We start from the raw sequence: 17753 nt of genomic DNA, 5'->3' as shown, positions 1-17753 counted from the left end.
GCGTTCCTCTGGTCTCCTCGTGAGGCTTCTGTGGGCTCGCTGTACGGTTCGCGCGCCCGCTGGCGGCGTCATGGCAGGGTGGGACCTGTGATGGGTGTGCTGCTGGTGGCCGCGCTGACCGGCGTTCCCGTGGGGATGGCAGATCCGGCCGGGACGGTCTGCCGGATCGAGGACGACCGGCTGACGGAGATCTCCGGCCTGGTCGCCGACGGCCGCGGCTACGTGGTGGTCAACGACGGTGTCGACGACGCCTCGGGGCGGCGGATCTTCTTCCTGGACCGCAGGTGCGCGGTGACGCGGACGGTGCGCTACCCGTCACAGCCGCGCGACACCGAGGATCTGGCCCGCGGCGCGGACGGGACGCTGTGGGTCGGCGACATCGGCGACAACGACCGCGTCCGGGACACCGTCGCGGTGTGGCGGCTCGCGCCGGGGGCGAAGAGGCCGGCGCTGTTCCGGCTGTCCTACCCGGACGGGCCGCACGACGCGGAGGCGCTGCTGGTGGGCGCGGACGGCGTGCCGGTCGTGGTGACGAAGGACCCGCTGACCGCGGGGGTGTATGTGCCGGACGGTGAGCTGCGCGCGGGTGAGACCACGCCGCTGCGCCGGGCCGGTGACTGGGGGATCCCGATCGGCACCGGGACCAGCAATCCGTTCGGGATCCGTGGGCGGGCCGTGGTCACCGGCGGGGCGGTCAGCGCGGACGGTCGGCGGGTGGCGCTGCGGACGTACGCGGACGCGTTCGAGTTCGACGCGCCGGACGGCGACGTGGTGCGGGCGATCACCGAGGGTGAGCCGACGACGCTGGCGTTGCCGGACGAGCCGCAGGGTGAGTCCCTCGCGTATTCGGCGGACGGCACGGCGCTGCTCACGGTGTCCGAGGGGGAGGGTGGGGTGCCGCTGCTGCGGTATCCGCTGGCCGAGCCGGCGGCGGCCGCGCCGTCACCGTCACCATCCCTGTCACCGTCGCCGGCGGCCGCTCCGGCGGTCGCGGGCGGCGAGGGGAGACGTCTCCCGCTCCAGCCGGTCATCGCCGCTCTGGGCCTGCTGGCCATCGCCGGAATGGGCGGTCTGGTGATCGCCAGACGGCGACGCTCCCACGGCTGAATCGCCGATGCCATTTCATGTGATCATGCCGAGGCGGGCACGAACCGGACACCCTGAAAGATGAAGCGCATTCACCCTGCCATTATTTGTGATACTTTCCCGGCTCCCGTGCGTACTCATTCAGAGGAAAGGAGGGAGACCCATGCTCACCAAACGGCGTGTCATCGCTCCCGAAGTCCTCCTCCGGGGCGCGGCCATGCATTTCCTGCAGCATTCCACGATAGACATGGACATCCTCGCCACCGAGCTGGTGATCAGCCGGGCGACGCTCTACCGCGCGGTCGGCAGCCGGGACACCCTGCTCGGCGAGGTGTTCTGGGCGATCGGCCGGCTGCTGATCGAGGAGGCGTCCGGGGAGGTGACCGGGACCGGCCCGGACCGGGTCATCGGGATCTCCCGGCAGTTCGCCGAGCTGGTCGAGTCGGCCCAGCAGTTGCGCGGTTTCATCGCCGAGGAGCCGCAGACCGCGGCCCGGGTGCTGTTCACGACGGCGGCCGACGTGAACCACCGGGCGGTCGACGCGCAGCTGGCGATCTTCGTCGAGTCCGGGATCGAGGGCGAGCCGGAGGATCTGCGCAGGCGGGCGTTCCTGTACGTACGCACCCTGGAGTCGGTGCTGTACGGCCCGCTGCTGGGCAGCGGGCCGATCGCCTTCGAGTCGGCGGAGCCGGCTCTGCGGGCGCTGCTTACACCGTGAAGTCGGCGCAGGTGCTGCGGTACTCGCTGACCGTGCTGCCGGCGCCCGGGCCGGGGCAGACGAACCGCTGGTAGCGGGTGTCGTTGTCGACGAACAGCTTCAGCCAGGCGATGCTGCTGCTCGCGATCGTGGTGTTGGGTGTGTTCGGCGCGAAGTGACTGGCGTTGTTCAGCTCGAGGTACGCCTTTCCGGGGCTGGACGGCAGGCTCTGGAAGAACGGCTCCGAGTGGCTGCGCACCGAAGCGATGGTGTCGGACTCCGCGCCGATGATCAGCGTCGGCACGGTGACCTGGCGGAACGACTTGGTGGTGTTCCACGGCGTCAGCGGGATCGCGGCCTGCAACGCGGGGCGACTGCGGGCCGCCTCCAGGGTTCCGCCGCCACCCATCGAGTGGCCCATGACCGCCACCCGGGAGGCGTCGACCCTGGTCCGGGCGCTGCTCTGCCCGGTCAGGAAGTCGGCGGCGGCGAGCAGCTGGCGGCCGCGGCTGGCCGGCTGATCCGAGGTGGTCAGCGTGTCGATGTTGAACACCACGAAACCCTGCGAGGCGATCCGCGGGGCCAGCCACGCCATGCTCGACTTACGGGCGGTGAAGCCGGGCGCGATGATCACCGCACCGAACGTGCCGGCGCTGGTGTCGGCCGGGAAGTAGATGTCGCCGCCGCCGAAGCCGCTCACCGAGTTCCGGGAGACGGCGGTCTGCGAGACGGCGAACGGTCCACGGGACGCCGCGATACTGCTGTCACTCGGCGCCGGGCCCCGCTGGAAACTCTCTGTGGCCGCGTCGGCACGCGGGATGAGCGTGATTCCGGCGGCGCCGATCGCGACGGCCGTCGCAATTCCGAATAGGCGCGAAATCGTCTTGCCCAATGTTCTTCTCCCCACTGACGAAACGATTGTCTGCAAGGAGATTCTGGACGCGGGTCCGCGATCAGCCAATGGCTCCGGAGCCGATTGAGACGGCGGTCCAGGCAAAGCCGGTGAATCGGGCGTCACTGTTGGACAGCGATTGGTCGCCCACTGTCAAGAATCAGTTCGATTGAAAGTCGCCGATGTCCATCTACCGTCTGGCGCATGGATCGCCGAACCCTTCTTCGCAGCACCGTGGCCGGAGCCGGAGGCTTGGCTCTGCCCTTCACCGCGTGGTCGGCCGCGTACGCCGCCCCCGCCCAGAACGCGACCGGCCCGTACGGGCCGCTCCAGGCCGCCGACGCCAACGGCATCCAGTTGCCGGCCGGATTCACCAGCAGGGTGATCGCCCGGTCCCGCCAGGCCGTGCCGGGCACCTCGTACATCTGGCACGACGCGCCCGACGGCGGCGCGGTCATCCCCAACGGCGCCGGATGGGTCTACGTCTCCAACTCCGAGGTCAGCTCGTCGGCCGGCGGCGGGGCGTCCCGGATCCTCTTCGACTCCGCCGGCACGATCGTCGGCGCCTCCCGCATCCTGTCCGGCACCAACCAGAACTGCGCGGGCGGCAAGACCCCCTGGAACACCTGGCTGAGCTGCGAGGAGATCGATCTGGGCCGGGTGTGGGAGACCTACCCGCTCGGCGGCACGGCGGTGGCCCGCCCCGCCATGGGAAGGTTCAAGCACGAGGCCGCCGCGGCCGACCCGGTCCGGAAGGTGATCTACCTGACCGAGGACGAGACCAACGGCCGGTTCTACCGGTTCGTGCCCACCACCTGGGGCGACCTGTCCTCCGGAACGCTTCAGGTGCTGGTCGCCGGAAGCGGGACCTCAGGATCGTTCACCTGGGCGAACGTGCCCGACCCGGACGGCTCGCCGACCCGTACGCGCAGCCAGGTCTCCGGTTCGAAGTCGTTCAACGGCGGTGAGGGCTGCCACTACGCGAACGACACCGTCTGGTTCACCACCAAGGGCGACAACCGGGTGTGGCAGGTCAACCTGCTCAGCAACACCTACGAGCTGGCGTACGACGACAGCCTGGTCTCCCCCGGCACGGCGCCGCTGACCGGTGTGGACAACGTGACCAGCTCGTCGTACGGGGATCTCTACGTCGCCGAGGACGGCGGCAACATGGAGATCTGCCTGATCACACCGGACGACAAGATCTCGGTGTTCCTGCGGGTCACCGGCCAGGGCTCGTCGGAGCTGTGCGGGCCCGCGTTCACCCCGGCCGGCAACCGGCTCTACTTCTCCTCGCAGCGCGGCACGACCGGGGCGTCGTCGGGTGGCATCACCTACTGCGTGACCGGGCCGTTCCGGACCTGAGCCCGGGCGCCGGCCGGGGCAGGGGTCAGCGCAGGGCCGGGTAGAGCAGGCCGGTGGCGCAGGCGCCGACCACGGCGCCGGCCAGCACCTGGGCGGTCGTGTGGTCCCGCAACCGGACGCGGGACCACACGACCGCGGCGGCGAACGGCCAGGTGATCAGCAGCCACCAGCCGAAGACGACCGTGAACGTCACCGCCGTCCCGGCCGCCACCAGCGAGTGAACGGAGATCTTCCAGCGGGCCAGCAGGGTGATCGGGGTGGCCACCACCAGGGCCGCCGCCATGCAGGCGATCAGGGCGAGCAGGTCACGGGGCGCTCCGACGGCGGCCAGGGCCAGCGTGCCCGACACGGTGGAGCCCAGGCAGACCAGCATCGGCAGGGTGCGCTGGGCGCGTACGCCGACGTGCCGGTCGGTCCAGGCGCCGCGCCGCACCCCGTGCAGGATGTAGGCGATCGGCAGGAAACTGGCAGCGGCGGCCGCGATCACGCCCATGATCAGCGCGGACATCGGGGAGTCCGCGGCGTGCCAGGCCACCGCCAGCAGCACCGTGGCCACCAGCACGGCCGGCGAGAGGACCTCGGTGAGCAGCCGGGCCGTCCGGTCCGCCACCGGCGGTGGGGCGGTGCTCGACATCGCCATGGCGCCGATCATCGCAAACCACCGGACACGCTTCGGACCGGACCCGAGAACCGGTCGGATTCCGGTCACGCCGCAAGCGTCGGGATCTCCTTGCGCCGGAAGGCGCGAATCGGCCGCGACGGCGCGCACAGCTCGCGGGTCTGGTACGGCGGGTACGGGTAGGCGTACCGGGAAGGGTCTTCTTGACCGAGTGGATCATCGCGTAAGAGGCTCACCGGGATGAGACGTGCCATGCCTGCGGTGAGCGGGGGCGCGGCGACTGCCGCGACCGTCTTCCTGGTCGCGCTCTGTCTGCGTCCCGCGATCACCGCGGTGGGTCCGCTCCTGCCGCGGATCGGCGTGGACGAGGGACTCGGCGAGGCGGCGCAGGGGCTGCTCGGGGCGCTGCCGTTGCTGGCGTTCGCGTTCGTGTCGCCGCTGGTGCATCGGCTGTCGGGACGGTTCGGGATGGAGCGGGCGGTGCTCGGGGCGCTGCTGGTGCTGGCGGCGGGGACCGTGATCAGGTCCTGGACCGGGCATGCCGGGCTGTGGGTGGGCACGATGGTGATCGGCTGCGCGATAGCTGTGGGCAACGTGCTGGTCCCGGCGATCGTGAAACGTGACTACGCGTCGAACGTGTCGCGCGCCACCGGCTTCTACACGGCGTTCATCACGATCGCGGCGTCGACGGCCGCCGCGGTGGCGGTGCCGATCGCGGACGCGGTCGACTGGCGGCTGTCGCTGGCCGTGTGGGGCGGGCTCGCGCTGGCGGTGGCGGCGGCCTGGCTGCCCCGCGCACGCCGCGCGGCCACCCCGGAGACGGTCGCGGCGCCCGGTGACGTGGCGCTCTGGCGGCAGCCGCGAGCGTGGATGATCACCGCTTTCATGGGTCTCCAGTCGACCTGCTTCTACGTGCTGGTCACCTGGATGCCGACGATCGAGATCGCGGCCGGTTTCCCGGAGCGTGTCGCGGGGCTGCACCTGTTCGTGTTCCAGGGCATGGGGATCGTGGGCGGGCTGACGATCCCGCTGCTGCTGCGTGACTACCGGACCCGTCCGGCGGGGGCGGTCGTGGCGAGCCTTCCGGTGATCGTCGCGATGCTGGGGCTGCTGGCCGCGCCCGGCCTGGCCGCCGTGTGGGCGGCGATCGCCGGGCTCGGGCAGGGCGCCGCGCTGGTGACCGCGCTGACGCTGATCAGCCTGGGCGGGCGGACCGCGGCCGAGACCACCCGGCTGTCCGGGATGGCGCAGTCGCTGGGCTACCTGTTCGCGGCGGCCGGCCCGGTGGCCGCCGGGATCCTGGCCGAGCGGACCGGGGCCTGGCACGCGACGTTGATCATGGTCGTGGTTCTGGGGCTGGCGCAGATCGGAGCGGGGATCCTCGGATCCCGGCCCCGGGCTCACCGCGACCCCGTCCCACCGATCAAGATGGGATGATGCCGCCACGTGTGCTCGTCTTCACCCGTACCACTGGATACCGGCACGACTCGATTCCCGCCGCGGTCGCCGCGCTCACCGGGCGTGACGATCTTCGGGTGACCGCGTCCGAGGATCCGGCCGATGTCGCCGCCTGCGACCGGTACGACGCCGTCGCCTTCGTCTCGACCAGCGGCGACGTGCTCGGCGGGCAGGCCCGCGACGCCCTGCGCGCGTTCGTCGAGGCCGGCCGCGGATTCGCCGGGGTGCACGCGGCCGCCGACACCGAACTCTCCTGGGACTGGTACCCGGACCTGCTCGGCGCCCGTTTCGCCGGCCATCCCGAGGGCGTGCAGGCCGCGACCGTGCACGTCACCACCGGTCATCCGTCGACCGCGCATCTGCCTCCGGCCTGGCGGTTCACCGACGAGTGGTACGCCTTCACCGACGTCCGCCCCGGTTCGTCGCCGCTGCTCGACGTCGACGAGTCCACCTACGCCGCGGCGGAGTTCGGGATGCCGCGACCGCACCCGCAGGCGTGGTTCCGGCGGGTGGGCGCGGGCCGGTCCTGGTACACCGGTCTCGGCCACCGGACGGAGGCCTGGTCGGACGGCCTCTTCCTCGACCATGTGGCCGCCGGTCTCCGGTGGGCCGCCGGCCAGGGTTGACTCACGGCGCCGTCAGCACCTGGACCGAGCGCAGGTCGCGGTGGGCGGCGTGCACCTCGGCGATCTCGGCCAGGGCGTCCCGGACGAGCGCCCGGTAGGCGCGGGTGAGCAGGTCGATGCCGCCGTCGCGGAAATAGTCGGTGACACCCCACGCCGAGTGCCCCATCTCCAGGACGGCGCTGCGGTCGCTGGCCCAGAGCGCGGCGAAGACCGCGGGGAAGATCGCGGCCAACGCGGGCACCACGGTGTCGTCACCGAGGGTGGCCGGCGCCACCGCCGGCACCCCGCCCTGGCGCGGGTGCAGCCCTTCGCACCAGGCGGCCGACGAACACCACGTCTCCCCCGGCCGATCACTGGAGCACGAAGGCTGGACCATCCGTACGACAGAATGCCGGGGTGCAGATGTCCGTTCTGATCGCCCAGGTTCCCACCGTCTGGGACGTCCCCACCAATCTCGCCGCGTACCGGGAGGTCATGTCCGAGGCCCGGCCCGGTGACGTCGTCCTGTTCCCGGAGGGGCTGCTGTCCGGTTACGCCGAGGACCTGTCGCCGCTGCGTGATCTCGATCCCGCGGAGGTCCGCGACGCTGTCGCGCGTGCCGCCGATCTGGCCCGGGAGCGCGCGGCGCACGTCTTCTGCGGCACCCTCCTACCCGGGGAGAGGGGCTGGTCGAACGCCGCGGTGCACCTGTCCCCCGACGGCCCGCCCCGGGTCTACCGGAAGATCAATCTGGCGATGAACGAACGCGGCCCGATGATCGCGGGCGACCGCTTGGAGACGACGGCGGTGCACGGCGTCACCGCCGCCGTGCAGCTCTGCCGGGAGATCCGGTTCCCCGAGCAGTGGCAGCATCTGGCCGCGGCCGGCGCCCGCTTCTTCGTCTATCTGACCAACGCCGCGAATCCTCGCGAACCCTCGGGAGTCTGGCGCAGCCACCTGATCAGCAGGGCCGCCGAGAACCAGCGTTTCGTGCTCTCCGCCAACATCCCGAGCCCGGACCAGCACTGCCCCAGCATGGTCGTCTCACCACGCGGCGAGGTGCTCGCCGAGTTGCCGCCGGGTGAGAAGGGCCTGCTACGGCACACCTTCGATCCGGCCGAGTCCGGCGATTGGTACCTGGGACAGCGCCGGCGCGACGTGCTCTCCGTCACCTACCACACGGCCTGAGCCCGCCCCCACCGGCGGCCGCTCCCACACGCGGCCGCCGGCCTGCCCCCTTGCGGGCCGGAGCCCGGCAAAACCCCGGCACCCCTTCTTCGCACCCGAACCACCGCTTCATGCAGAAACCCCCACTTATCTCTCACCCTCCGCGCAGCACGACCTTCCCCCTATTTGGTACGGGCTACCCGGACAACCGTGGCTGCCACGCCAGGTCCCACCCACTCGCGCCCCTGCCGCGACCGCCGGGCTGAGCTGCCGGGTCAGGCGCTTCTCATACCTGAGTGGTACGCCGGATTTACGGCCCGGGTCGGATGTCCCCGGGCTCGGGGAGTCGTAGCGTGATCGCAATGCGGCTCCTCCCTCGTCTCCGGCGCCGGCCCTGGCTCACGGACCTGCTCGCGGGCGGGTTCGTCGCGGCGGTAGCCGCGATGGGCGCACTGACCGGCGCCGGCGAGGCGCACGACATCCCGCTCGTGCCCGATCTGGCGACCGCGGCGGTGGCCGGGCTGGTGGTCGCCCTGGCCCGGGTGGCGCCGGTGCCGGTGCTGGTGCTGTCGGCCGCGGTCGAGGTGGGCTACCTGATCGCCGGTTGGACGATCCCACCGCTGATCTTCGCGGTCGGCTGGGCGCTCTATCAGCTGGCGCTGCGCCACGACCGGCGGATCTCGTGGGCCGCGTCGCTGGGCTGCGCGGTGCTGTTCTGGACGGTCGCGGCGGTCGCCGATCCGGCGGCCGGCTGGTGGACGCCGCTGGCGCTGACAAGCTTCACGCTGACCGGCATGGCGACGGCGGCCGGCGAGGCGGTCCGCAGCCGCCGCGCCTACGTCGCCGAGGTGGAGGACCGGGCCCGGCGCGTCGAGCAGAGCCGCGAGCTGGAGGTGCGCCGCCGGGTCGCCGAGGAGCGGCTGCGCATCGCCCGCGAGCTGCACGACGTGGTGGCACACCACATCGCGGTGATCAACGTGCAGTCCGGCGCGGCCGCGTACGCGCTGTCCCGCCGGCCGGAGGCGGCCGGCCCACCGCTGGAACACATCCGCCGGGCGTCGAGCACCGTGCTGCGCGAGCTGACCTCGATCGTCGGCCTGCTCCGGCAGCCGGGTGACGCCAGCCCCTCCCCGCACCCGCAGCCGGGGCTGAGCGCGCTGCCCGAGCTGCTGGACGCCTTCGCCGCGTCGGGCGTACGCGTCGAGGTCTCGTCGAGCGGCGCGCGGCGCTCCCTGCCCGCGAGCACCGACCTGGCCGCCTACCGCATCGTTCAGGAGGCGCTGACCAACGCCCGCAAGCACGGTTGCACCGGATCCCCGGTGCGGATCGGCTTCGAGTGGGGGCGCGACCACCTGACCATCGAGGTCGGCAACGCGGTGGCGCACGAAGAGGACCAGGGCGGCGCCGGGTTCGGGTTGATCGGCATGCGGGAGCGGGCCGCCGCGGCCGGTGGGACGATTCAGGCTGGCCGTACCACCGGGGATCGGTTCACGGTCCGGGCCACGCTGCCCGCCGGGCTGGGGGAGGAACTTTGACGATCCGGGTTCTGCTCGCCGACGACCAGACACTGATCCGGGCCGGGTTCCGCCTGATCATCGACCTGGCCGACGGCATGGAGGTCGTCGGCGAGGCCCCGGACGGGCGGGTGGCGGCCGAGATGGCCTGCCGGCATCGCGCCGACGTGGTGCTGATGGACATCCGGATGCCGGTGATGGACGGGCTGGAGGCCACCCGCCGGATCGCGGGCGACCCGGAGCTGGCCGGCGTACGGGTGATCATCCTGACCACCTTCGAGGCGGACGACAACGTGCTGGCCGCGCTGCGGGCCGGAGCGAGCGGCTTCCTCAGCAAGGACGTCGAGCCGGAGGAGCTGCTGCGGGCCATCCGGGTGGTCGCCGCCGGTGAGGCGCTGCTGACGCCACGGGCCACCCGTGGGCTGATCGACCGGTTCCTGGCGCCGCCCACCGCCGCCGATCCGCCCGCCGAACTGGCCATGCTCACCGATCGTGAGCGGGAGGTGCTGCGGCTCGTGGCGCTCGGCAAGTCGAACGAGGAGATCGCGGAGCGGTTCACGCTGTCGCCGCTGACCGCCAAGACACACGTGCACCGGGCGATGACCAAGCTGGGCGTACGTGACCGGGCCCAGCTCGTGGTGATCGGCTACCAGAGCGGTCTGGTCCGGCCGGGCGAGCACGCCTGACTACCACGGGAGTAGTAGCCCGCGATCCCTACTGAGAGACGACGACGCCAGTCCGGCAAATCGGCACGATTGGGCATCCCCCCAGCAGTGAAAGGACTGGCTCACCATGAAACGCAGGACTCTGCTGTCGGCCGGTGCGGCGAGCGTGGCCTCCCTCGCGGCCTGTACGTCGTCCGGCTCCGACTCGTCCGCCACGACCACCACGAGCGGCGCGGCGATCTCGCTGAGCTTCGACAAGGACGCGTTCACCGAGAAGACCGCGACGATCTCCACGGCGGCCGGCGACCGGAAGGTCACGTACCGGCTCTGGAGCAGGATCCCGTATGTCGCCAAGCCGGTGGACGCCGATTACCAGAGCCTCTCCGTGGCCGTGCCCGTGAAGATCGACGGCAAGGAGGTCGACGCGACCGGCGCGCCGATCCTGTTCGAGATCCCGGTCGGCGGCTACATGTCGGCCAAGGCCACCGACGACCCGCTCTCGCAGAGCGGTCCCGGGGGCGGCATGCCCGACGGTGCGGGCATGCCGAGCGGCGGCCCCAAGGGTGACGGCTTCCCCGGCGGCGGTCCCGGCGGTGACGGCGGTGACGGCGCTCCCACCGGCAACGGCGGCGCGCTCGCCACCGGCATGGGCAGCCAGGGACAGAACACGCACGAGGCGATCGCGGCCGGCTGGGTGGTGGTCTCGGTCGGCGCCCGCGGCCGCGACAACAAATCCGCCGACGGCACGTTCTACGGCAAGGCGCCCGCCGTGATCGTCGACCTGAAGGCCGCGGTCCGCTACCTGCGGTCGAACAAGGACGTCTTCCCCGGCGACACCGACAAGATCGTGTCGAACGGCACCAGCGCGGGCGGGGCCGTCTCCACCCTGCTCGGCGCGTCCGGCGACAGCGACCTGTACGCGAAGTACCTGACCGAACTGGGCGCCGCCGACGCCGGCGACTCGATCTTCGCGGTGGCGGCGTACTGCCCGATCACCGACCTGGAGAACGCCGACACCGCCTACGAGTTCCTCTACGGCGGCCTCCCGGCGAACGGCCAGACCGTCGACCAGGCGGTGTCGAAGGAACTGGCCGGTGCTTTCGCGGGGTACCAGGACGGGCTCGGTCTCAAGGGTCTGGACGGTCGGGCCCTGACCGCAGAGCGATACAAGAACTACCTGCTCACGCAGTACCTCCAGCCCGCCGCGACGTCCTACCTGGCGGGGCTGTCCAACTCCGAGCGCAGCACCTACCTCGCGGCGAACGGCTTCCTCAAATGGTCCGGCGGCAAGGCGACGTTCACGTTCGCCGGCTTCCTCGCCCATCTGGGCGGCCGCAAGAAGACCCTGCCCGGTTTCGACGCCTTCGATCTGAGCGCCGGGGAGAACAACGAGTTCGGCACCGAGACCGTCGACGACAGGCATTTCACCGAGTACAGCGCGAAGAAAGCGAACACCACCCTCGACGCCGACATCCCCGGGTTGCTGAAGCTGATGAACCCGATGCACTTCCTCGCGGAGAAGAACGAGGCCCGCGCGAAGAACTGGTTCATCCGTCTCGGCTCCAGCGACACCGACACGTCCCTGACCGTCTCGTCGAACGTCGCGGCCGCCGCCCACACCCTCGGCGACACCGTCGACTCGATCATGTACTGGGACGCCGGCCACGGCGCCAACAACGACCCGGACGCGTTCATCGCCTGGGCCAACAAGGTCACCGGCCACACCTCGGCGTGACTGCTCAGCCGCCTGCCCCGGAGACCGGGTCAGGCGGCGCGGGCGGCAGCGGGCGGCGGCCGGCGAAGCCGAGATCGGCTCGGTGATACCAGGTGATGCCCGGGTCGCCCTCGAGCCAGCACAGCAGGACCGGGACGCCGTCGAGGTCGGCCGGGAAGTCGACCAGCAACGGGGCGACGCCCTTGAGTTCGGCGCCGGTCTCCTGGATCTCGGCCATCAGCTCGTTGAGGCGGGCCTCGGCGGCCTTGCGCTCGGGGAGGCCGCCCAGCGCCGTCGGCTCGCCGCCGGGGACGAGGGCCGCGGACAGTTCCACCATGTCGGCGCGGAGGATGATGATCTCGTCGAGGACCGGGCGCAGCCGGGCCAGCTCGGCGCGTGCTTCAGCGAGCGTGAACAACCCCATGCCGCAGAGTCTGTCACCCGCGTGGTCACGGCCCCGCCGTCCAGCCGATCCGCGGCACCGGCACCGCCGGTTCGACCGGTCCGGTGGGGCTCCCGAAAGTGTCGTAGGGGCGTGCCAGGATGGCGGGCATGGAGGGGAACGGGGTGCTGGACCGGCTGCTGGCCGAGGCCGAGGGCGACCCTGGTGTGCGCGGGGTGGTGCTGACCGGCTCGCAGGCCCGGGGGCCGGTCACCGCGCACTCCGACTGTGACGTCACGGTCGTGGTGACCGGGCCGGCGCTGGACCGGTGGCGGCGGGTCCGGTCGTCCGGTCTGGATCAGGCGGTGGTCACCGTCGAAGGTCTCGCCGACACGTCGGTGCAGTGGCCACGCTATGGCTACCGGGGCGCGCGAGTGCTGCTGGACCGGCTCGACGGGGGCATCGCCGACCTGGTGGAGCGGCAGGCGACGCCCACCGCCGCGGAGGCCCGCTCCTGGTCGCGGGATTTCCTGGACGCCTATGTCAATCAGCTCTACCGCGCGGTGAAGAGCCGTCGTGACGGGGCGACGGCGGCCGGGCGGCTCGACGAGCTGGAGAGCGTGCCGTGGCTGCTGTCGGCGGTGTTCGCGCTGCACGGCCGGTTGCGGCCGTACAACAAGTATCTGGCCTGGGAGCTGGCCACCCACCCGCTGCCCGGCCGGTGGAACGCGGCACTGCGACCGGACCGGCTGCCCGGGCGGGCGCTGAGCCTCTTCCCGGCGGTCGCCGACCTGGCCCGTGCGCACGGGCACGGGCACGTTCTCGACGGCTGGGGCGCCGACATCGCCCTGATCCTGCGTCACGCGAGGAGGACCGGTGTCACGGGTCGCTGACGCCGGCGAGCGGCGTGACCGTGTCCGCGCCGCTCCGGCACGCCGTCGGGCGGTCGGGGCTGGTCTAAGGTGAGCGCGGTGGAGAGACCGTTTCCGGAGACGTTCGCGCAGCTGCTCAAGGCCCGTTTTCCGGTGCTGTATCTGGAGACGCACGAGGAGCAGCGCGCACTCCACAAGATCGCGCTGATCGCCGGCAACGCGGATCTGGTCCGGGTGCCGCGGCCGGTCTGGTCGTGGACGATCACCGGGGGCCTCATCCAGCCGGACGGCGAGGCCCGGTCGAACACCGGCCGTGTCATGGACGCGCTCAAGGCCGTGCAGCGACTCGACGAGCCCGGCGTGTTCGTCTTCCGTGATCTGCACCCGCTGATCCAGGACGGGCACTATCCGCAGAACATGGAGGTGGTGCGGATGCTGCGGGACATCGCGCACGCCTTCCGGACCGGGCGGCAGCCGCGGACCCTGGTGCTGCTGTCACCGGTGCTGAGCCTGCCCGCCGAGCTGGCCAAGGACATCACCATCGTCGACTTCCCGCTGCCCGGTGAGGCGGAGCGCGGGGCGCTGCTGGACGCGATGATCCGGTCGAACGGCGGGACCGGGCGGCTGCGGATCGACCTCGACGACGTGGGCCGGGAGCGGTTCGTCGCGGCGGCGGCCGGGCTCACCATGCAGGAGGCAGAGAACGCGTTCGCCCGGGCGATGGCCAACGACCCGGTCCTGGACCTCGACGATCTCGACATCGTGCACGACGAGAAACGCCAGACCGTCCGGAAATCGGGGGTTCTGGAGTTCGTCACCACCGGCACCGTGCTCGACGACGTCGGTGGCCTCGCGAACCTCAAGTCCTGGCTGGTCAAGCGCAACGGGTCGTGGCTGCCGGAGGCTGCCGAGTTCGGCCTGCCCGCCCCGCGCGGCGTGCTGATCACCGGTGTGCCGGGCTGCGGGAAGTCACTCACCGCCAAGGCCATGTCGGCGGTGTGGAATCTGCCGTTGCTGCGTTTCGACATCGGGCGGGTGTTCTCCGGGCTGGTCGGCTCCAGTGAGCACAACATGCGCAGCGCGCTGCGGATCGCCGAGGCGGTCGCGCCGTGCGTGCTGTGGGTCGACGAGATCGAGAAGGGTTTCGCCGGCGGCACCGGCGGCGACTCCGGCACGGGCGCCCGGGTCTTCGGCACCTTCCTCACCTGGATGCAGGAGAAGAACCGGCCGGTGTTCGTGATCGCGACCGCCAACGACTTCGACGGGCTGCCACCCGAGTTGCTGCGCAAGGGCCGGTTCGACGAGACGTTCTTCGTCGACCTGCCGAGCCGGGAGGAGCGGGTGGACGTGTGGCGGGTGCACCTGCTGCGGGCGCTGCGTCATCCCCGGGTGGCGGGCGAGCTGCCGGTCGGCGCCGGCCTGCTGGGCGAGCTGGCCGGGCTGACCACGGGCTACTCCGGCGCGGAGATCGAGCAGGCGGTCACCGTCGCCCTGTTCGACGCGTTCTCCGAGCGACGGCCGTTGAGCCGCGACGATCTGGTCCGCGCGGTGATGAGCATCGTCCCGCTCAGCGTGACCCAGGCCGAGCGCATCGACGCCCTGCGCGCGTGGGCCCGCAATCGTGCCGTGTCCGCGACCAGCACCGACGACTGGGATCTGAGCGACCGGCCGGGAGCGCCGGGGCGATAAGGTGTTGCGCACACCAGCGATGAACGGGGGATTCACGTGAGCGTGTCACTGCTGTTGGTGCCCTTGGCGATGGCCGGCGCGGCCGCCGTCCAGGCCCGGGCCGGCGGGAAGTCCGACGGTGTCTGCGACGTCCGGACCCGGATGCGCGACGTCACCCTGCTGGGCGAGGCGCTGCGTGACACCGGCGCCACCGTCGTCACGTCCGGCGAGACGCTGACCGCCGTCTGGGGTGAGACGAAGGCGTCCGCCACGTTCACCCGTGACGCCGAGGGCATCTGGGGCGCGCACTTCACCGGCGTCCAGCAGGACCGGGCGATCGAGCTGGTCACGGCGGTCGACGACGCCTACGGCCGCCGGGTGCAGCGGGCGGTGCTGGAGCGGCTGCGCGACCAGGCGCCGGCGGCCGGGCTCCGTCTGGAGTCCGAGTCGGTCACCGACGACGCCGTCCGTCTGGTCTTCGAGGTGGAGCGGGAGCGGGCATGACCAAGCCACGGATCGTCGTGACCGTCAACGGCGACGGCACGGTCAGTGCCGAGACCCTCGACATCCTCGGTGACCAGTGCCTCGACTACATCGCCGTCCTCGAGGACCTGATCGGCGGCAGGGTGGAGTCCAGCGCTTTCACCGACGACTACACGCGCCAGCATCACACAGCACAGGAACAGCAGGTGAACCGTGACGTGGACCCCGCCTAGCCAGGGTTTTCCACCTCCACCGCCGCCACAGCGGTCGAAGCCGCAAGGCCCGGCGCGGCTCTCGTGGCGGCTGGGTCACAGCGCCTGGGTGCTCCTGCCGATTCTCAGCTTCGGTTGTCTGAGCGGCCTGGGGTTCCTCTACGTCGGGATTCGCGCCCGCCGGCTGAACTGGTCGATCGCCGGCGTCGTCTACAGCATCCTGAGCACCTCGGCCGGCCTCTGGGGTCCGTCGCAGCCGAAGGACTCGGTGGCCTCGGATCTCGCTTTCGGCTTCCTGTTGGCCGTCTGGATGGCAGCGGTCACCCACGCGCTGATCATCAATGGCCAGTGGCTGCGGTGGCGGGCCAGCTACCAGCCGTGGTATTCGCAGCAGCCCGTCGCGCCGTGGGCCGGTGCGCCCGCCACGGCGCCGTTGCCACCACAGATGCAGGGCCTCGTGCCGCCACCACAGCAGTACTACGGCGCCCAGCCACCGGCGCCGCAACCGTACACCGCTCCCCCGCCACCGGCGCCGCAGCCGTACACCGCGCCCCCGCAGCCGTACGCCGCTCCCCCGCAGCCCGTGCCGCCGGACGTCACCACCGCCGCTGGTCCCGCGACGCCACCGGGTCTGCCGCTGGACGTCAACAGCGCCACCGTGGAGCAGTTCGCCGTGCTGCCGGGCGTCGGCCCGCAGCGAGCCGCCCAGGTGGTGTCCGCCCGCGACTCGCGGGGCGGCTTCGTGTCGCTGACCGAGTTCGCGGCCGCCGCGTCGCTGGCCCCGCACGAGTTCGTCGCCGTCCGCGACCGGCTGACCTGTGTCCCACCCCGGCGGGTGGTGCCGCAGCAGGACCACGATCAGCCGTTCGGCCGCATCGTCGATGTCTGAGCCGCCGCTCGTGCGGGTGGCCCACTTCCTCGATCGGACCACCGCCGAGGGCCCGGGCGAACGCAGCGCGATCTGGGTGCAGGGTTGCTCCATCCGGTGCGCCGGCTGCTTCAACCCACATCTCTTCGGTACGCGCGGCGGCACGCCCACCACACCGCGGAGCCTGGTCGAACGGGTCGTGGCGGCCGGCACCTCCGGCGTGACACTGCTGGGCGGGGAGCCGTTCGAGCAGGCCGCGGGCTTGGCTGCGGTGGCGGCCGGGGTGCGGCGGGCCGGGCTCACCGTCATGACGTTCACGGGGTACGAGTACGCGTACCTCCGTGGTCTTGAGGACGCGGCCGTGGCCGCCCTGCTTGCGGCGACAGACCTGCTGGTCGCGGGCCCGTTCCGGCAGGACCTGCTCGATCACGAGCGACCGTGGGTGGGCTCCACCAACCAGGAGTCCCTCCACCTGACCGGCCGCCTGACCGAGGTGGCCGGCCCCGACCGCCTCGAGGTGACCGTCTCCGCGGCCGGCGACATCGCCGTCAACGGCTGGGCCGACGACGACACCCTCGACGCCCTGCTCGCCGGCCTCCCGGCCCGCCGCGCCCGCCCATCAGAGCGGTGATCCGCCCGCCTGACGGGCCCGCCGCGCCCGCCCACCAGAGCGGTGATCCGCCCGGCTGACGGGCCCGCCGCGCCCGCCCATCAGAGCGGTAATCCGCCCGGCTGACGGCCCGCCGCGCCACCCATCAACCCGCCCGGCTGACGGCCCGGCATGCCCGCCGGTCAGACCGGTGATCCGGCCTCCGAGCGGCTTCGGCGGAATTCCAGCGCCCCCGCGTCTCCTCGTACCGGAGCAGGCTGCCGGTGAGTTCCACGAGATGCCGCTTGGCCTCGCTGGAGTCGTGCAGAAGAGCTCACGCCGCTGGTTGACCCGGCCAGCCGAAAGCTTCCGGCTGACCCCCAGCGCTCCACCAAACACCCTGAGGTCTCTCTGACGGCCAGCCGAAGGCTTCTGACTGGCGTCAAAGCCTATCGATCGTTCTGAGGCAGCCCTGACCCTGCTGGCTTATCAATGAAGGCTCGCTACCAGCGCATATCCGGTCCGGCCCCGCTTCGCCAGGCCTCACGACACGGGTGCCGGGTAGCGGAAACCCCACCTGGATCAGGGATCCGACGACCGGCGACGGCACACAGCGCACCGACGGTGTGCCCCGAGCACCGCTGTGACACTCGTGAGCGACCGCGCCGGGCCCCGCGTGCGTGCCGAATCGCTCGGCCCCGTCTACTCGCCGGGCGGGCACACACAGCGCACCGACGGCACGCCCTGTCGCGCTGGCACCTGGCACCTGGCACCTGGCACCCCGGCGTCCGGTGGGCGGAGGGCTGGGCCTGCCCCGTTTTGACGGACATCCAAGATCAGGGGACCTGAGGTCTCCGGGAGGATGTCCAGCATCATGGAGAGCGTGGGAAAGAAGCG

General features: G+C 71.6%; 19 protein-coding genes. 15 read left to right on the top strand and 4 right to left on the bottom strand.

What is annotated here, in order from left to right; translation table 11 throughout:
- The first annotated feature begins 90 nt into the window (after positions 1–90).
- Entirely contained in the window at positions 91–1107 is a 1017-nt protein-coding gene (locus AB0I88_RS35730; protein ID WP_361035244.1) for a hypothetical protein, read from the top strand.
- A gap of 142 nt (positions 1108–1249) precedes the next feature.
- Complete coding sequence (locus tag AB0I88_RS35725; RefSeq protein ID WP_361035241.1) at positions 1250–1804, top strand: QsdR family transcriptional regulator; 555 nt, start codon at positions 1250–1252, stop codon at positions 1802–1804.
- Here AB0I88_RS35725 and AB0I88_RS35720 read toward each other — a convergent pair.
- Positions 1794–2627: a dienelactone hydrolase family protein gene (locus AB0I88_RS35720; protein WP_361035289.1), complete on the bottom strand. Its 834-nt coding sequence runs from the start codon at positions 2625–2627 to the stop codon at positions 1794–1796. The genes AB0I88_RS35725 and AB0I88_RS35720 overlap by 11 nt on opposite strands.
- Positions 2628–2879: 252 nt before the next feature.
- On the opposite strand from AB0I88_RS35720, the gene AB0I88_RS35715 reads away from it, so the two are divergent.
- On the top strand, positions 2880–4040 hold the full coding sequence (locus tag AB0I88_RS35715; protein WP_361035239.1) for an alkaline phosphatase PhoX: 1161 nt from the start codon (positions 2880–2882) through the stop codon (positions 4038–4040).
- Positions 4041–4065: 25 nt separating this feature from the next.
- Here the strand turns inward: AB0I88_RS35715 and AB0I88_RS35710 are convergent, their stop codons facing one another.
- Complete coding sequence (locus AB0I88_RS35710) at positions 4066–4680, bottom strand: phosphoesterase PA-phosphatase (protein WP_361035236.1); 615 nt, start codon at positions 4678–4680, stop codon at positions 4066–4068.
- Positions 4681–4911: 231 nt separating this feature from the next.
- On the opposite strand from AB0I88_RS35710, the gene AB0I88_RS35705 reads away from it, so the two are divergent.
- Together AB0I88_RS35705 and AB0I88_RS35700 are read left to right on the top strand one after the other, a co-directional pair.
- On the top strand, positions 4912–6096 hold the full coding sequence (locus tag AB0I88_RS35705) for an MFS transporter (RefSeq protein ID WP_361035233.1): 1185 nt from the start codon (positions 4912–4914) through the stop codon (positions 6094–6096).
- The gene (locus AB0I88_RS35700; RefSeq protein WP_361035230.1) at positions 6096–6743 is read left to right on the top strand and encodes a ThuA domain-containing protein; all 648 of its coding nucleotides are present in this window, start codon (positions 6096–6098) and stop codon (positions 6741–6743) included. The genes AB0I88_RS35705 and AB0I88_RS35700 overlap by 1 nt, the downstream gene beginning before the upstream one ends.
- Position 6744: 1 nt before the next feature.
- Here AB0I88_RS35700 and AB0I88_RS35695 read toward each other — a convergent pair whose 3' ends face one another.
- A complete protein-coding gene (locus AB0I88_RS35695; RefSeq protein WP_361035227.1) occupies positions 6745–7119 on the bottom strand; it encodes a hypothetical protein in 375 nt (124 codons plus the stop codon).
- 26 nt (positions 7120–7145) lie between these two features.
- Here AB0I88_RS35695 and AB0I88_RS35690 point away from each other — a divergent pair, with 26 nt between their 5' ends.
- The 4 genes from AB0I88_RS35690 (at position 7146) to AB0I88_RS35675 (ending at position 11803) form a co-directional block, all read left to right on the top strand.
- Entirely contained in the window at positions 7146–7910 is a 765-nt protein-coding gene (locus AB0I88_RS35690; protein WP_361035286.1) for a carbon-nitrogen hydrolase family protein, read from the top strand.
- 341 nt (positions 7911–8251) lie between these two features.
- A complete protein-coding gene (locus tag AB0I88_RS35685) occupies positions 8252–9424 on the top strand; it encodes a histidine kinase (protein WP_361035224.1) in 1173 nt (390 codons plus the stop codon).
- A complete protein-coding gene (locus tag AB0I88_RS35680) occupies positions 9421–10089 on the top strand; it encodes a response regulator transcription factor (RefSeq protein ID WP_361035221.1) in 669 nt (222 codons plus the stop codon). Before AB0I88_RS35685 ends, AB0I88_RS35680 begins: the two co-directional genes overlap by 4 nt.
- A 106-nt stretch (positions 10090–10195) precedes the next feature.
- Complete coding sequence (locus AB0I88_RS35675) at positions 10196–11803, top strand: subtype B tannase (RefSeq protein WP_361035218.1); 1608 nt, start codon at positions 10196–10198, stop codon at positions 11801–11803.
- A gap of 4 nt (positions 11804–11807) precedes the next feature.
- On the opposite strand, the gene AB0I88_RS35670 is transcribed toward AB0I88_RS35675, so the two are convergent.
- Positions 11808–12206: a DUF2203 domain-containing protein gene (locus AB0I88_RS35670; protein ID WP_361035215.1), complete on the bottom strand. Its 399-nt coding sequence runs from the start codon at positions 12204–12206 to the stop codon at positions 11808–11810.
- A gap of 128 nt (positions 12207–12334) precedes the next feature.
- Here AB0I88_RS35670 and AB0I88_RS35665 point away from each other — a divergent pair, with 128 nt between their 5' ends.
- The 6 genes from AB0I88_RS35665 to AB0I88_RS35640 all read left to right on the top strand — a co-directional run bounded on the left by AB0I88_RS35665 (position 12335) and on the right by AB0I88_RS35640 (position 16898).
- Entirely contained in the window at positions 12335–13057 is a 723-nt protein-coding gene (locus AB0I88_RS35665; RefSeq protein ID WP_361035212.1) for a hypothetical protein, read from the top strand.
- A gap of 78 nt (positions 13058–13135) precedes the next feature.
- Positions 13136–14725 (top strand): AAA family ATPase, encoded by a 1590-nt coding sequence (locus tag AB0I88_RS35660; RefSeq protein WP_361035209.1) that lies wholly within the window; start codon positions 13136–13138, stop codon positions 14723–14725.
- A 36-nt stretch (positions 14726–14761) separates the two neighbouring features.
- Complete coding sequence (locus tag AB0I88_RS35655; protein WP_361035206.1) at positions 14762–15208, top strand: hypothetical protein; 447 nt, start codon at positions 14762–14764, stop codon at positions 15206–15208.
- Entirely contained in the window at positions 15205–15420 is a 216-nt protein-coding gene (locus AB0I88_RS35650) for a DUF2997 domain-containing protein (RefSeq protein WP_361035203.1), read from the top strand. Before AB0I88_RS35655 ends, AB0I88_RS35650 begins: the two co-directional genes overlap by 4 nt.
- An 88-nt stretch (positions 15421–15508) precedes the next feature.
- On the top strand, positions 15509–16288 hold the full coding sequence (locus tag AB0I88_RS35645) for a helix-hairpin-helix domain-containing protein (protein WP_361035200.1): 780 nt from the start codon (positions 15509–15511) through the stop codon (positions 16286–16288).
- On the top strand, positions 16281–16898 hold the full coding sequence (locus tag AB0I88_RS35640; RefSeq protein ID WP_361035197.1) for a 4Fe-4S cluster-binding domain-containing protein: 618 nt from the start codon (positions 16281–16283) through the stop codon (positions 16896–16898). Before AB0I88_RS35645 ends, AB0I88_RS35640 begins: the two co-directional genes overlap by 8 nt.
- The last annotated feature ends 855 nt before the right edge of the window (positions 16899–17753 follow it).

Source organism: Actinoplanes sp. NPDC049802 (genome assembly GCF_040656595.1).
Taxonomy (GTDB): domain Bacteria; phylum Actinomycetota; class Actinomycetes; order Mycobacteriales; family Micromonosporaceae; genus Actinoplanes.
This window is presented reverse-complemented; position numbering and strand designations above follow the sequence as displayed.